Source organism: Acinetobacter sp. NRRL B-65365 (assembly GCF_001605865.1).
Lineage (GTDB): Bacteria > Pseudomonadota > Gammaproteobacteria > Pseudomonadales > Moraxellaceae > Acinetobacter > Acinetobacter vivianii.
Genome location: NZ_LRPD01000003.1, coordinates 114533 through 129938, shown reverse-complemented (window position 1 = coordinate 129938; position 15406 = coordinate 114533). Strand labels below are relative to the sequence as shown.

Here is a 15406-nt window from a genome sequence, read left to right as displayed (position 1 = left end):
ACTCTTGTTTTTCCGTTTTTTCTACCAAAAAGCCAATATTCTGCAATGTCTGATTTTTTGAGGCATTAATGGATGTAAAAGCAACTACACTTATTTCGTTATCTATACTTGGCAGTCCATGCAAAGTATGTTTTTCAACATTTTCAAGATCCTGTTCGATTTCATCAACAATGTGTCTATTTAGTTGATTAATTATATGTAAATATTGATGAAATTTTCTTGATTCTATCTCTTCTCTAACGAATTTTTTAAAAGCTATTGCTATATATTTAGATTGCTTCTCTAAAATTGTACTTTCTAAGATTTTAAATATTTCGACCCCTAATCTTTGATTATCTAAATTATCATTAAAAAATTTATTAACTTCATCTTGGTTCAAATCCATTGTTTCAAGAAAAGTCCTTATTTGCATATGATAAAGAGCATCATTATAAAGCACGGCATATTCTTTAATTTCTTCAGCAGCATTCTTGACCCCACTTGCGATACCCAATGAAATATTATCAACTACTACTAAACCTACATTTTTAGTTACAATCGCTGTTATCTTTTTTAAGAAATAATTATTCATCATTACCATATATCCTACTAAATTATAGAAATATCTTACTTTCTCCTAAAATCAGATTCCATAGTTTTAGTAACACGTTACATGCAATAATATTTTATCCCCCACTTTAGTGTAGTTTGAACAATACATTTATGCCGAAACAACGAAACATCCCAAGCAATCCATTGTTTTTTATAAATATTTAAACAAAACAACAAAGGCTTATGTTTTATCATAAGCCTTTGTTTTTACATATGTTTCGTTGTTTCTTATTATTCAAGGTACTTAGCAAAACTCTCCTCGAAATCAGCTAAATGGTATGCTTTGCATGTCATATTTAAGAACCGTGTTTGTTTTGATGCAATATTAAATTCTTTAAGTAACTTTGCTAATTGTCGTGCAGTGATCACACGTCCATTATTAAAGTATTTCCATAAAGCTTCATCATCTTCACACAAGAATTTTATTAAATCTGCTGTAGAAATTTTGTCTACTCCACGTTTGTCAAATATTGCTTTAATTGCAATTAATATCTCCTCAAATACAGGTGCTTCATCATTACTCTTTCCAGAAAGTGCTAATGCTGCTTTTCGTGCTTGAATTGCAACATCCTCCCCCAACTGGTCTGCTATTGCTAACAGTGCTTCCCAACAATCTTGTTTTCGATCACTTAATTGAGTTGGAATTTCAGGTCGAGCTTTTGTCAATTCATCAAGATTCTCTTGCGCCCAAGAGGCTATTAAATCTTTGAGACTATCAAAATCATCATCATCCGCATGTCGTAATTTTTCCTTTACATCACCTTTTCTTTTTCGGCACATCTGAATCACAACAGAACGGTCTTGAATCGTTTCAGGTAATTTCCCAATTCCAGCTAAAGCTTTAGGACAAAACACATTAAACTTAATAGGTGTAAAATCTTCATCACATCGAATCACATAACCATTGCTTTCAAATCCTGCATTGATTACCCCTCGCATATCTTCATTCTGTTTGAGATAAGTATCGTACTCATCTAATAAAAAAGTCGGTTTGAATTTTTCGATTGCTCGAAACAAAGATGCAGCTGTGATGTTGCTTGCTGAAAGTGGCTCATAACATAATTTCGAAATTAATGTGAGTACCTGTGTCTTTCCTGCACCTTTAGTCAATGCTGTAATAGCAAGAATTGGAGCGATCTTAAATGCACTAATACACCAAGTCAGAATAATCCATAAGGCAATTGCACATTTTTGATGTTCATCACAACTAATGAATCGGTCAATCAAAGCAAGAACAAGAATGTAAAGTTGATTCTCTTTGCCCTCTACTGGCCGATCATCTGCTTTACAAACTTCTTGCTCACCTCTTATATCTACAATGCTAAGATGTAGTCCTGATTGACTCTCAATTTGATCAGATTCTGAAGGAGCAGAACTGCAATTCTGCTCATCAGGTGAAAGGGCTATTTCTGAATAGCCTTTTTCATTTTCACACTCCTCCATCACATGCTCCTGTACCTGCGTATTGATCTAGCCAAGCATGGATATCTACACACCGCCAACGTGTTAATGTATGAATTTTCACTGGTACAGGAAATCGACCATCCTTAACCCATTTCCACACGGTTGACCGTTTAATAGGTAGATGTGGAAGCATATCGTTTAGGCTTGCGTAACCTGTTTTAGGTAGCGTGGCTGACCCTACGTTATCATTTTGTTGAATACTTGATTGCATTCAAAAGTCCTCTGTGTCTGCCGTTATTGGCTTGAGGACCATATTCAATGATTAGATCAATGTTATCTACGTTGATCCTGATTACTAAGCAATCAGTCGTAAGGGTCAAGGTTCAAACCTTTGTATTTCTTATTTCTTCTTCAAAAATTTTATCCAAAATACTTTTACCTTGACCCTCTTTTTTCCCATTTATCACTGTTTGCCAATTCTTCTTAAAATTACGGATAAGAAATTTCAATGATTCATCACCTTCGAGATATTCTTCAACTGCTTTTTTCAAACCACCAACACCATCGTCTTGCTGAGGCTTAACCTTAATTTGATCCCTTTCCCGAATATAACGAATAACACTTGGGACAATCATCCCAAATAGTTCTTTACCACTATATGATTTGTTTCTCTTGTTATCCTCTAACTCCATTTCAATTTCTTTGTAATTTTCAATAATTTGAAAGATATCATCTTTTAAAAACTTACAGTCCTCTACTTTTAATTCTTGATTGGGCGAACCTGAATAAATTGTATAAATCTCACTACTATTCAATTCTTTTTTACAAGACCTTACTTTTTTAGAAAGCTTCTGCTTATGATCTATAAGAATAACAAATGAATCACGTGTAAGATCATCAATTAAATATATGTCATTAATACAGATCTTTTTCGATGCCCCACTTTTCAATAATTCCACTACGAAATATTCTGCCCCTGTAATAGATATGTATCCTTCGAAATTAACATAACCATCAAGGGTGACTTTCTCTGTACTTGTAGAAATATCCTCCCATTCCTCTATTGAACAATTTTTCAGTTTTTTGCTATCAAAAAATCGAGTGTACTCAAGTAAACTTATGGTCATTTGAGTTTCAAGATATCCAGACCAATGAAATTTTGGCTCTAGTGAATTTTGTATGATCAATTCAGCAAAATCTGATTTTGAGATTTTCAACTGCTCAATACAATCATTGATACCTAAGTACTTATCTTTTTCACTGTTTGGCAATATTTCAGCTTTCAATCCAACATCATTCATTTTTATTCCAAGATTTTTAGATACAAGCTGTTCAAGATTACAAAAGATAACATTCCTGTTACAATCAAAATCCTAGAAAAGGGATAATTTTTAAAGTGAATCCCAACCATACTAAAAACTACAGCTCGTTTTTTTGACGGTATATATAACGGTATCAAACAGATTTAAAATATTTTATTTTTATTAAAATCAAATCATTAACAAATTAATAAGGATCCCCGTAGGGACGCCAAATTCTAAAAAGCCACTGCATTGACAGTGGCTTTTTTTTGCTTTTGCTTTCTTAATCTGTGCCAATGCCGACCTGTACTTCCAAACGACCCGATTGCACGCGTAAACCGCGAATCTCAAACTGATCAACCAGTTGCTGTACCAATTCACGACTCTCTTGCAAAATATTCAAACCCGGCAAAATACTAAAATCAGTCAGACTTAATAGTTTATCGACCATCCACGAACGGTTATTAATGAAATCGATAAAGCCAGCTTCTTCCAGATCGATATACCACAGGCGATGACCTTCTTTCTGAATCCCGGGGACATCACGAATCAGATGATTAATCAGAAAAGGAATCGGTAAAGAATTAATCAGTTCAAAACTGGCATTGCCCACACGACGTGCCGCCCAGTTGGTGAGCGTCCCGCCATGACGGATCTGCAAATCAAGATGTTCATCGACCTGACGTAAGCGTAAATATTTTTCCTGTCCGATACGGCATTCTAAGACATTAAATTCGAGTGAAAGCCGATATAAAAACCGATGGTAATGTCCATCAAGTTCAATATGAAAACGGTCATTGCCGCATTCAATTTTAATATCATCAATCTCTGAGCGATCCATGCGCTTGCGAATCTGGTTATTCAGCAACATTTCTGGCAAATACAGGGTAAGACTACTTTTGCCCAATGATGCTCTCGCCATCGCCAAAGCCACCTGACGTGCAGCCTCACTGGTTTCTGAGACCATATCCCGAACTGTATTGCGCATCCCTTCCACACCACGCTTGGTATGATGCGTCACCTGATCCAGCGCATCTAAAGCAGCATCCGCTACACCTGCGATATTGCGTGAGGTGTCACTGGCAAATTCAACGGCATCTTGTGCGTGTTGCAAGGTCTTATTGATGAGTCGACGTGATAATGATGGTTTCACACCAGATACTTCTGTATCTGCTGGCATAATATCGAACATCGCCTTTTTATCATCTTGTCGATTCAAGATGTTCTCCCTCTTCCCTTTCTTACTGACTCATTTCTTATGAGCAACGATCTGCTTTCTGAACTTATTCGACGTTTTTCTGTAGATTATCATGCCCTACAAGACAATTTGCGTATTTTTGTTGCACAGTTTCATTTATTTCGGCCACTGATTTATCTCCTGATCACATGAATTTAGTCATCATCTGGGTTCATTGGCGTTGCAGCTTGAACAGGTTGTAGTATCTGCGTTTGACTTAAACGAATACGCTTATACTGTTCCAATGCCAGCTCAATCTGTTGCACTTTTTGTTGGGCAGATGCCAGCTCAAAATTCGGTAATTCTCGCAATGCCACCCAAGCCACCTGCATGTACTCAAACGTATTGCCCTTTTCCAATTTGGGCTGCATCCAGCTCGCAAGATCCTGTACTCGCTGCTGCACCTCAAACTGTAATGCAAATAATCCACTACTTAATGCGGTTTCATCTAATTGCAGACATAAAACATGGATCTGTTTAAACAGGTGGTTCTGTTGTTGAAGATAAGGCGATAAAATTTCCGTATAAAACCAATTTGCAAAAGCAGTCATCTCAGTCACCACATGATCACGTTTGGCATATAGAGCATCGCGTTCTGGATGCTGTTTATCCAAACGCACTTCACCTAAATACGCCATCAAACCGTGTTGCAGAATCAGCTGAATATTTTCAGAACGTGTTGCATCTTTGCGTTGTGATGTGCGCTGCTGAAGCCTCTCTATCAATTGATCATATTGAGCAGGCTCTACCAATAATTCCAGAATTGTGGGTTCCTGTTGCATCCCTTGCCATAGGGACTGGAGTAATGAAGGGTCCGGCCTAACTATAAGATGAGACGATTTTTCCAAAGAATGTTGTAAAGCATTCTGCATCGTCTTCGCCTGAGCCAAGCCCGCCAACACGCTGTGCTCGGTTAAAAGCTGTGGTGCGCTGGCGATCACCTCCTGACTAAAAGGTAAATGATATTCCCGTCCACCCCATATGCCATTTAATGTTTTTCCCAAAGCATTTAAGCTACGCCCAACATCAGCCACCATACGGGTTACTGTCGCACGCGTCTGTAGAATCGATTCTGGCAAGAGTAGGCTGACTGCCTGCTGCAAGATGTTCCGATATGCTTTTTGATCAATCGGTTTCTGATATCGTGCCAGCAGATCAATCGCATATTCGATATCGCTGACCTGAGATTGATATTCGGGCTGATTACGCTTGAGTAAACATTGAATATACGCATAAAAAGCCACTTCATTAAATTGAGATGATTGTGCTGCGGCCCATTCAAAATACTCAATCGCCTGCGTATACTGCCCTGCACCTGCATAAGCCTTCGCAAGTGCATTGGCATGCGGTGCGCACGGATAATGCTGCTGAAAATAATTTAATAGCTCAATTTTCGGCGGCTGATCCAGACATTGATCCAACTGACGTAAATAAGTATTGATTTGCTGTTGAGTCGGTTGTCGCACTACAAAATTAAGCTGATACATCAAGCATTGCTCATACCAGCCATATTTGCGTGCGTGAGCGCTATAAGCCTCAATAAACTCGTCTTCAATGAGCTGAATCAACTGTGAGGCATAGACGATGTCTTCATCATTCTCGTGATGAAATTTCCATTGCTTGGGCAAAGATATTTTAAAAAGCCGCAATAAAAAATTGGCGCTCAGATCTGGGCTTTCCGATGTCACCAGCATCAACTTATCTTGTGTAGAAAGATGCTGTGCTCCCTTCTGGATTCGGGACAAGCGTAACTTTAAAATTTTGGTGGGTAACATGCGTATCCTTTCGCATTATTCAGCCAACTCATCCAGCAAATTAACATGACTGTCGAAGCTTTTGCGACTAGCTTTAGACGAGCTGTAGTTCCATATTTGCAATCCTCATCACAGAGGCTCAACGCCACAAATAAGTAAAGTTATGTATTTGAATCGCTCAGCATTTTTGCTTTTACATAAATTTCGCTAAAATGGACAAAACAGAATAGGAACCCTCTATGCAATACCGTTGCCCTAAATGCCAAAGCGTGAAAATTATGCCTGCGAGTCAGGGTGCCAACAGCCCGCGCCCGAATGTGCCAAAAAGTCTGGTGCTTTTAGTGCCTGCGATTTTTATCTTACTGTTTTTGGTGCTGATCAGCATTGGGATGTGGATTTTCGGTAATGGTGCTGGACAAACCCTCCAAATCGCAACGGTTGTGGTTTTTGCAGTCTGTGTGATTGCAGGGGTTTTATTCTGGCGTGATCTGCCAGATTTCAAAATTTCGATGCAAGCATTTATGCAAGCGCAAAAGCATTGGAAATGCCGTGACTGCAACCATGAATGGCAGAATTAATAGCGCATCACAGCACTAATATTCACATCAGCCTAATGCTGATGTGAATGACCATGTTCCTCAGCATGTTGATGCGTATGTTCGCAATTCATTTCTGCATCATCTTCGATTTGGAGTGTCACCTCGGCAATACCATGTTCATGCGATAGCATCTCGGTTGCAGTACGATATAGCTGATTACGATCCGCATTCGGTGCAAACAAATGTACGGTCAGATGAATATTCTTTGAGGTAATCGCCCAGACTTTTAACTGGTGAATACTCTCCACCCCTTCTAATGCCAGCAAATCATTGCGTAGTTTCTCAACATCAACTTCTTCTGGTACACCTTCTAACAGGATATTGATACTCTGTTTGAGTAAAATCCACGTTCTTGGCAAAACCCAGAAACCAATCGCAACAGCAATAATGGTATCGACCCAATACCAGTTGGTGAAATAAATAATCACCGCACCAATAATGACGCCGACTGAACCCAAAGCATCGCTCAATACTTCTAAATAGGCACCTTTCATATTCAGGCTTTCAGAAGCACTCGACATTAAAATCTTCATCGAAATCAGGTTAATCACCAGACCGATTGAAGCCACGATCAACATGCCCAAACTCTGGATTTCAGGAGGTTGGGTAAAACGCTGATAGGCTTCATAAAGAATATACATCGCCACAAAAAACAGCATGGAAGCATTAAACAGTGCCGCCAGAATTTCAAAGCGTTGATAACCAAAGGTTCGCTTATTGTCTGCTGGGCGTTTGGCAATCTGGATCGCTGCCAATGCAATGGCCAATGCCGCTGCATCGGTAAACATATGTGCTGCATCAGATAGCAGGGCCAAACTTTGTGTGATTAAACCTGCAACAAATTCGACAATCAAAAATGTTGTGGTCAGCACCAATGCTATCGTGAGTTTTTTGGCATTACCTTCAGTAACAACTGCATGACTATGGTCATGCCCTTGATGTCCACTCATGTTGGACTCCTTATAATTTTTAAGTTCAACTTTCTTTCTACACTATCTTAAATCATCGATGAATATGAAGAATGAAGTGCAACGAATTGTCCTAAAATCTTTCTCTATCCAATCTCTAAGCTACATTTACCATCGTGGTGGCCGTATGAATGCCGCCTGTTGATCTGCGGCATCACTGAAGTGCCGTCAGACCAACAAAGGATTTCTGTTACTTTTGATTCTTCAAAAGTAAATCCAATACCTCTCACTTATAAATGTCTGATGAATGCTCAGAGGACTTTTCATTCATCCAGCGATACACCACTGGCAAGATCAGCAAGGTCAACAAGGTGGATGAAATAATCCCGCCAATCACCACCGTCGCCAATGGACGCTGTACTTCCGCACCCGTACCCGTAGCAATCGCCATAGGAATAAAGCCCAACGACGCCACACAGGCCGTCATTAATACCGGACGCAAGCGTAATACGGCGCCATGCCATGTAGCATAATGAATATCAAATTTTTCTCTCAACTCCTTGATAAAACTCAGCATCACTAGACCATTCAGTACCGCGACACCCGATAAGGCAATAAAGCCTACGCCTGCAGACATCGACAATGGAATATCGCGTAGCCACAGCGCAACCAAGCCGCCAGACAAGGCAAATGGCACACCACTAAACACCAATAAACTCTCTTTAAAATTATTAAAGACCGCCATTAGCAGAATGAAGATCATCAGCAATGCGAGTGGCACAACGATTTGCATTCTGGCTTTGGCCGAAGCCAGATTTTCAAACTGACCGCCATAGCCGAGCCAATAACCGCTTGGTAATTTTTGCTGTGCCAGTTTCTGCTGCATTTCACCCACGAATGAACCCAAATCACGGTCTCGAACGTTGGTGGTCACTACAACACGGCGTTTACCATTTTCACGGCTCAACTGTGCCAGACCCAAGATATTTTCAACCTTCGCTACATCTTGTAGTTTGATCAGACCACCATTCGGAAGCTGAATCGGCAACATCGCCAACTGCTGCGGCGTACGCATTACATCATCTAAACGCACCACAAAATCGAAACGACGGTCACCCTGTAAAATCTGCCCGACACTTTGTCCACCAATACTCGCGGCGACTAGATCCTGAATGGATTTAACCGATAGACCATATTGCGCAGCAAGTTCGTGATCAATATCGACATTGAGTAGCGGTAAGCCATCCGTCTGTTCGACTTTGACTTCACTCGCTCCTGTAATCGTTCTGAGCGTTTGAGCCACTTTTTCTGCCTCTTGGTTCAATACCTGCATATCATCACCAAAAACTTTCACCCCAATATCACTACGCACACCTGAAATCAGCTCATTGAAACGGAGTTCAATCGGTTGAGAAAACTCACTGTTATTCCCTGGGATTTTTTCCACATAAGCCAACATACGGGTACGCAGTTCATCAATGCTTTCCGACTTGTCAGGCCATTGATCACGGGGCTTTAACAGCACCACTGCATCAGAAATATTCGGTGGCATGACATCTGTTGCCACTTCCGCAGTACCTGTACGCGCAAAGATCGCTTTGATTTCAGGGAACTCTGCAAGGAGTTGCTTCTCAACACTTTCCTGAATCTTGAGCGACTCCTCAATGCCTGTACTCGGCGCACGCATTAACTGTAAAGCAAAGTCACCTTCACTGAGTTGTGGTGCAAATTCACTTCCTACACGAGAACCTATCGCAGCCGTGAGGATCAAAATACTCACGGCACCAGCGACCACGACATAACGGAAAGCATAGGCTTTATCCAGCAAGGCTTCATAATTACGTTTCAGTGCAGCCATCCAGCGACTTTCTTTTTCTTTCACTTCGCCTGTAACAAATAAAGCCACTGCCGCAGGAACAAAGGTCACCGATAAAATAATGGCTCCAATCAGTGCCAATACGACTGTCATCGCCATTGGGTGAAACATTTTCGCTTCTACTCCAGCGAGGGCAAAAATTGGCAAATACACCACCATAATGATGATTTGTCCAAAGATCAGCGGGCGTCTCGCCTGCTTCGCTGCCAAGAACACCTCGGTAAAACGCTCAGAACGTGTGAGCAATCGGCCTTTGTGATGCTGTGCTTCAGCCAACCGTCGAATACAGTTTTCGACAATCACCACCGCACCATCCACAATAATTCCGAAATCCAGTGCCCCCAAACTCATCAGGTTGGCACTGATTTTCTGCTCTGCCATACCTGTTAGGGTAAACAGCATCGACAACGGAATAATACAGGCGGTAATCAATGCAGCTCGGAAATTACCAAGGAACACAAACAGAATCACAATAACCAGAATTGCGCCTTCAATCAGGTTCTTGGCCACAGTCTTGATGGCTTTATCCACCAGATGACTACGGTTATATACCGTTTCGATCACCACCCCTTCAGGCAATGAACGTTTGATTTCCTGCATCTTGAGATCTAATGCCTGAGCGATAGATTTACTGTTCTCGCCCATCATCATCATCGCGATCCCGAGTACCGTTTCTTCACCGTTATAGGTCGCGCCACCTGTTCGAAGATCATGCCCAATCGAAACCGTTGCAACATCGGCCACACGAATTGGCAAACCATTTTTGGTACTGACCGTGACATTTTCAATATCCTGAACGGTCTTCAACATCCCCGGGATACGAACGGTAAGTTGCTGTCCATTGTCCTCAATAAAGCCTGCTCCACGGTTTTCGTTATTTTCAGACAACACCGTTTGCAAGTCTGTTAAGGGAATTTGCAGTTGTTGCAAACGTTTCAGATCAGGAGAAACCACATAGGTTTTGTTATAACCGCCAATGCTATTGATTTCGGCAACACCCGCGACGCGTTGTAATTGAGGACGAATAATCCAGTCCTGAATTTCACGTAAATCCATCGCTTGATACGGCGTACCATCAGCCTTTTTGGCATTTGGTTCGGCCTTGACCACCCATTGATAAATCTCGCCTAAACCTGTGGAGATCGGTGACATTTGCGGATCAATATCGTCAGGCAAGGCACTTTTGGCCTCTTGCAAGCGTTGATTGATCAACTGACGCGCCCAGTAAATATCCGTGCCGTCTTTAAAAATCACCGTAACTTGGGATAAACCATAACGGGAAATCGAACGGGTTTGCTCCAGATTTGGAATCCCAGACATGGCATTTTCAATCGGATAGGTAATCCGTTGCTCAACTTCGGGCGCAGTAAATCCACCTGCCTGACTGTTGATTTGTACCTGCACATTGGTAATGTCAGGAACGGCATCAATTGAAAGCTTTTGATAGCTATAAATGCCGACGCCGATCCATGCCACCACAAACAGCATCACCCAAATCGCATTGCGAATGGAAAATTGAATAATACGGTCAAATAGACCTTCCGCAGGTGGAAGTCCTAAATTATCTTTAGTGTCCATGCTCGGCTTCTCCCTTCTCCATCTCAGATTTCAAAAGGAAACTGCCTTGACTGACATATTGCTGTTTTTCAGTCAGGCCTGATTGAATTTCGACCCATTGCCCATCACTTGAGTAATTGCCCAGTTGTACAGGGGTTGGGGTGAAATGCAATTTATCTTTTTCCTGCTTGGCTACAAAAACAGTCGTTTTACCTTCGATCTGCTGAATCGCGGCTTTGGCAACACGCAGGACTGGTTTTTTCTCTGTGCCATCCAAAAGAACATTAACCATCAAGTTCGGTCGTAGTTCTTTGGCAGGTGTGAGAACTTTGGCGCGTACTTGTAAACGTCCCGTTTGGGTATCTGCTGCTGTGGTTAAAGTCTGAATTTGTGCTTTAAACGTATTGCTGGTTTGCAGTGACTTAAATTCGATCTGCTGGTTTGGCTGTATGTTGATGTTATTCACGCTGGGTAAAATAAATTCAATCCAAAGCTGATCAAGCTGGTCAATCACGAACAATTGCTTATCTGGCGTAATCTGCTCACCCACCACAATATCTTTCAGACTAACAATCCCGCTTAAAGGTGCAGTCAATACATAACGACCTTGACTGCCACTCGATGCTCCCAAAGCAGATAAACGACTACGAGCCGCTTGTACCTGAATCTGAGCCTGACGATAAGCATTATAAGCGCGCTGGTAATCCTGACGTGCAGATACGCCTTGTTCCCAAAGTTGCTTTTCACGCTGATAATCTTGCTGGGCAAGCGTTAAGGCTTCTTGAGCAATACTTAAATTGGCTTGTTGATCCACCAGTTCCGGAATAAACAAAGTCGCGAGAACCTGTCCTTTCTTTACTTGTTCGCCGAGTGCAGCATTCACACTATCTACTCGTCCCGCAAAAGTTGCAGAAACATGGGCTTGTTGATCGGTATTCGGCACCAGTTTCGCAGGATATGCATATTGCTGCCCTACTTCGCCGACCCCCACCTGAGCCAGTTTAACGCCATATTCAGTCATCTGTTTTGGCGTCAGATTTAAGCTACCTTCCTCACTTTCATCACCATGCCCAGCTTCCCCTTCAGTATGCCCTTCTTCGCCTTCGGCATGCTCATGCTCCTTTGAAGCTGCTGCATCCTCTCCTGTTTTATTTTTTCCAGAGAAAAATAGCAGTGCACTGAGTACCAAACCTCCCACCATGACAAGGATGACCCAAAACCACTGTTTCTTAGATTGATTCGTCGACATTATTCTGCTCCTACAACAGCGGGAAGGTTACTGGTCTCTTTCCAAAGGTTTTGATTGATCTGATTTAAGGCATCGCTTGAACTCACCACACCAGGTTCTATACCCAGTGCCAGACTCTCTGCCTCAATCTGTTTCTGCCATGCACTTTTAAGTAACTGCACTTTATTCAGGCGTTGCTCTTGCAGTTGCATGGTGGCTTGCTGCACATCGGTAATGGCATATTTACCCACTTTGAAACCGAGCAGCATTTTTTCCTGCACCGTTTCAGACAATGGAATTTGTCGCTGATTCACCAGATCAAACTGTTGTTTCAGGCCAGCCAACTCTGCACTTAAGGTCTGAATGGCATTTAGGTTTTGTTGCTTATAAAACTGTTGCTGCTTGACCAGCAAATCCTGTTTTGCGTTGGCAATGCGCAATGAATATTGTTGGCGATTGAAAATATTCAATGGGATATCAATGCCGACTCTGAACTTGTTATCCGTTGAATTGGTTTCCGCACTTTTGCTTTGTACCATGCCTAAATTGACCGTCGGATTTGGTCGGTTAGAAACTTTTAAATAATCAATATTGGCTTTTTGTCGCACAATATCGAGCTGAATCGCTCGCTCAAATAAGTTGTTCTGCACATAAGCTTGCAAATCTTTTTGTTGCGGCCAGACATTGCTTGCCTGAGCAGAGAAACGATTGTCCGTACTGCCCCATAAATTTGCCAGTTGACGCTTTGCTGTCGCCAGCGCCAGTTCGGTTTGCTGAAATAACCGTTGATTTTCAATATGTGCCATCAAGGTACGGTCTAAATCGACCTGTGCAATACTCCCCGCCTGAAGTCTTAAACGTGTCGCATCCAAAGTCGCCTGACTGGTTTTTAGCTGTGCCCGAACAACGTCATGCTCTAGCTCAAGAACCACGACTTGTGACCACAAATATTTCACCGCTAATTCGAGTTGCGCATCGTATAGCTCTTGATTCAGACCAACTTGGGAAGCTTGCACATCAGCGAGTTTCACCGCTGCGCGACGTTCGCCAAAAACATCGAGCTTTTGTGAAAGACCAAATTCCAGCTCCTTATCTTTACCTGAGCGAAAATCAGTTTGCTGAATCGAAATACTGGGATTTGTCCATAAACGTGCTTGTTTAACATTGGCCTCGGCAATGCTTTGCTGGGTTTGCCAGACACCAATACCTGCCTGATGCTGTTTCACATCTTGCAAGACTTGTTCAAAGTTCACATTCCGCTGTGTCGCTGGGGTCGAAGCATGATTGATATCAAGCAAAGACGCTGCTGTTGCAGACTGGCTAAAAAGCACAGCTGTTAGTGCAAATGCTAACGCTGACCATTTAAATGAGGATGAATGGGCATGATTATCTGATGCATTTTTTTGCAATGCACAGATACGCTGATTTAAATTTAAAGACATATAAAGCCCCGCAAATAATAAGGTTGCGGTGGGCTATTTTTCGGCTACCCCACCTATAGCGGGGTCAATACAGGGGGCGGATTTAATCCAGAAAGATGTGGGGACTGATACGAGTTAGACCAGTAATATTTTTGTTCTGCCTGATGCATTCGTAAAATCGGTTCATCCAGTTGTTGCTGGGCTTCCGTTACCACCACATGAAAACAGGACGGCAAGTGATCATGATGATCCTGCAAACTTAAAGGCATCGGCAAATCAGAAGCATCTTGATCGACAACAACGACATGCTGAGCAGAAACTTGAGACTTTTCTGGGACATGATGCCCAAAATGATTGAATGAACTGTACTCGCCCGATTTTTCATGCGCACAAAAAGCTGCCGCCACATTCCAGAAACCCTGAAACATGAACAAACTCAGCAAGACGGTGATGAAAATAGTAGAACGACGCAAAGTTTACTCTTTAGACAAAAATTGCTCGGATGAACTATAGCAAGTAAAGCAGATGTAATAAAATTACATGTTCTGATTTAGCTACAAAATCCCAGCTTAAGGCGAAATCATCATGTGATCACAGCTTAAAAGCAGGAAACGACCAAACTTATTCAGCCGCTTCCATTCCCATTAAAATGACTTATTTACACGTCTGCTTACACTGCCTGTGCTCAATATGATTTTCTAGCTTGGCTTTGGCTTGTTGCTGAGCTTGTAAATTCTTTTCCAGAAAAATCAAACCACCATCTGCATTGGTCCAGCTTGCTGAAACTAATAAAACCAAAGCACATACTGCTGTATTTAATTTAAAAGACATAACATTCACCTTATTTAAATCTGTGGATTCATGCTCCATTTCCATCATTTAGAAATAGAGTGAGGGTGAATTCATCTTCAATAAACGCTTGATTCAGAAACAACTTGGAGATGCTAAAAATCTCAAGAATGCACTGATGATCAATACATATTCGAATCTTTTAAGCGTTTCATTAAGGACAAATAACCCATTGAAATAGATATATTTCTAGTGAGTTATTTTGGGCTACCTCACCTATAGCGAGGTCAATATCGGAGGCGGATTTAATCCGGATAAGTGCGGTGACTGGTAAGCGTTAGACCAGTCATAATTGTGTTCGATCTCATGCGACCGCAAAACAGGGGCATTCCACGGTTGCTGGGTTTGCATCACCACCATATAAGAGCAGGATGGTAAATGATCATGATGATCTTGCAAATTTAAAGATGAGGCGACATTCGCATTATCCTGAACAGCAGAAGATGAATGCGTTGCGGAAACATGATTCTTTTCAGGAGCATGATGCCCAAAATGGTTGAGTTCACTGTGCTGGCCCGACTTTTCATGCGCGCAAAATGCTGCCGCCACATTCCAGAAACCTTGGAACATGAACAAGCTTAGCAAGAGGGTCATAAAAACGATCGAACGTTGCAACAGCGCACCATTACAGTAAATTGCACAAAGGCACTATAGCAAGCGATGCCAATGTAATAAAATTAC

14 protein-coding genes are annotated in these 15406 nt (G+C 41.7%); 1 reads left to right on the top strand and 13 read right to left on the bottom strand.

Annotated elements, in window-relative coordinates; translation table 11 throughout:
- The 6 genes from AWW72_RS19285 to AWW72_RS02285 form a co-directional block, all read right to left on the bottom strand.
- On the bottom strand, positions 1–574 hold a 574-nt coding region (locus tag AWW72_RS19285), incomplete at its 3' end, for a hypothetical protein (RefSeq protein WP_155858537.1).
- Between the two features lie 248 nt (positions 575–822).
- Positions 823–2034: a DUF3631 domain-containing protein gene (locus tag AWW72_RS02305; protein ID WP_062846314.1), complete on the bottom strand. Its 1212-nt coding sequence runs from the start codon at positions 2032–2034 to the stop codon at positions 823–825.
- Positions 2021–2188, bottom strand: coding sequence for a helix-turn-helix transcriptional regulator (locus AWW72_RS02300; protein ID WP_249409139.1), 168 nt, complete (start codon positions 2186–2188; stop codon positions 2021–2023). The genes AWW72_RS02305 and AWW72_RS02300 overlap by 14 nt, the downstream gene beginning before the upstream one ends.
- 190 nt (positions 2189–2378) lie before the next feature.
- Positions 2379–3296: a hypothetical protein gene (locus AWW72_RS02295; protein WP_062846312.1), complete on the bottom strand. Its 918-nt coding sequence runs from the start codon at positions 3294–3296 to the stop codon at positions 2379–2381.
- 283 nt (positions 3297–3579) lie between these two features.
- Positions 3580–4515, bottom strand: a complete 936-nt coding sequence (locus tag AWW72_RS02290) for a hypothetical protein (protein WP_005260009.1) — start codon at positions 4513–4515, stop codon at positions 3580–3582.
- A gap of 173 nt (positions 4516–4688) precedes the next feature.
- Entirely contained in the window at positions 4689–6308 is a 1620-nt protein-coding gene (locus AWW72_RS02285) for a hypothetical protein (RefSeq protein WP_062846311.1), read from the bottom strand.
- 218 nt (positions 6309–6526) lie between these two features.
- Here AWW72_RS02285 and AWW72_RS02280 point away from each other — a divergent pair, with 218 nt between their 5' ends.
- The gene (locus AWW72_RS02280) at positions 6527–6865 is read left to right on the top strand and encodes a zinc-ribbon domain-containing protein (protein ID WP_005260013.1); all 339 of its coding nucleotides are present in this window, start codon (positions 6527–6529) and stop codon (positions 6863–6865) included.
- A gap of 32 nt (positions 6866–6897) precedes the next feature.
- Here AWW72_RS02280 and AWW72_RS02275 read toward each other — a convergent pair whose 3' ends face one another.
- The 7 genes from AWW72_RS02275 to AWW72_RS02245 all read right to left on the bottom strand — a co-directional run bounded on the left by AWW72_RS02275 (position 6898) and on the right by AWW72_RS02245 (position 15340).
- Positions 6898–7836 carry a cation diffusion facilitator family transporter gene (locus AWW72_RS02275; RefSeq protein WP_005260015.1) on the bottom strand — a complete coding sequence of 313 codons (939 nt, stop codon included), beginning with the start codon at positions 7834–7836 and terminating at the stop codon, positions 6898–6900.
- Between the two features lie 244 nt (positions 7837–8080).
- Positions 8081–11248, bottom strand: a complete 3168-nt coding sequence (locus AWW72_RS02270) for an efflux RND transporter permease subunit (RefSeq protein WP_062846310.1) — start codon at positions 11246–11248, stop codon at positions 8081–8083.
- Positions 11238–12476 (bottom strand): efflux RND transporter periplasmic adaptor subunit, encoded by a 1239-nt coding sequence (locus tag AWW72_RS02265; protein WP_062846309.1) that lies wholly within the window; start codon positions 12474–12476, stop codon positions 11238–11240. Before AWW72_RS02265 ends, AWW72_RS02270 begins: the two co-directional genes overlap by 11 nt.
- Positions 12476–13897 (bottom strand): TolC family protein, encoded by a 1422-nt coding sequence (locus tag AWW72_RS02260; protein ID WP_062846308.1) that lies wholly within the window; start codon positions 13895–13897, stop codon positions 12476–12478. Before AWW72_RS02260 ends, AWW72_RS02265 begins: the two co-directional genes overlap by 1 nt.
- A gap of 53 nt (positions 13898–13950) precedes the next feature.
- Positions 13951–14349, bottom strand: coding sequence for a cation efflux protein, CzcI-like (locus AWW72_RS02255; RefSeq protein WP_212815490.1), 399 nt, complete (start codon positions 14347–14349; stop codon positions 13951–13953).
- A 181-nt stretch (positions 14350–14530) separates the two neighbouring features.
- Positions 14531–14707 carry a hypothetical protein gene (locus AWW72_RS19385; RefSeq protein ID WP_171254660.1) on the bottom strand — a complete coding sequence of 59 codons (177 nt, stop codon included), beginning with the start codon at positions 14705–14707 and terminating at the stop codon, positions 14531–14533.
- A gap of 234 nt (positions 14708–14941) precedes the next feature.
- Positions 14942–15340 carry a cation efflux protein, CzcI-like gene (locus tag AWW72_RS02245; RefSeq protein WP_212815488.1) on the bottom strand — a complete coding sequence of 133 codons (399 nt, stop codon included), beginning with the start codon at positions 15338–15340 and terminating at the stop codon, positions 14942–14944.
- Between the last annotated feature and the right edge of the window lie 66 nt (positions 15341–15406).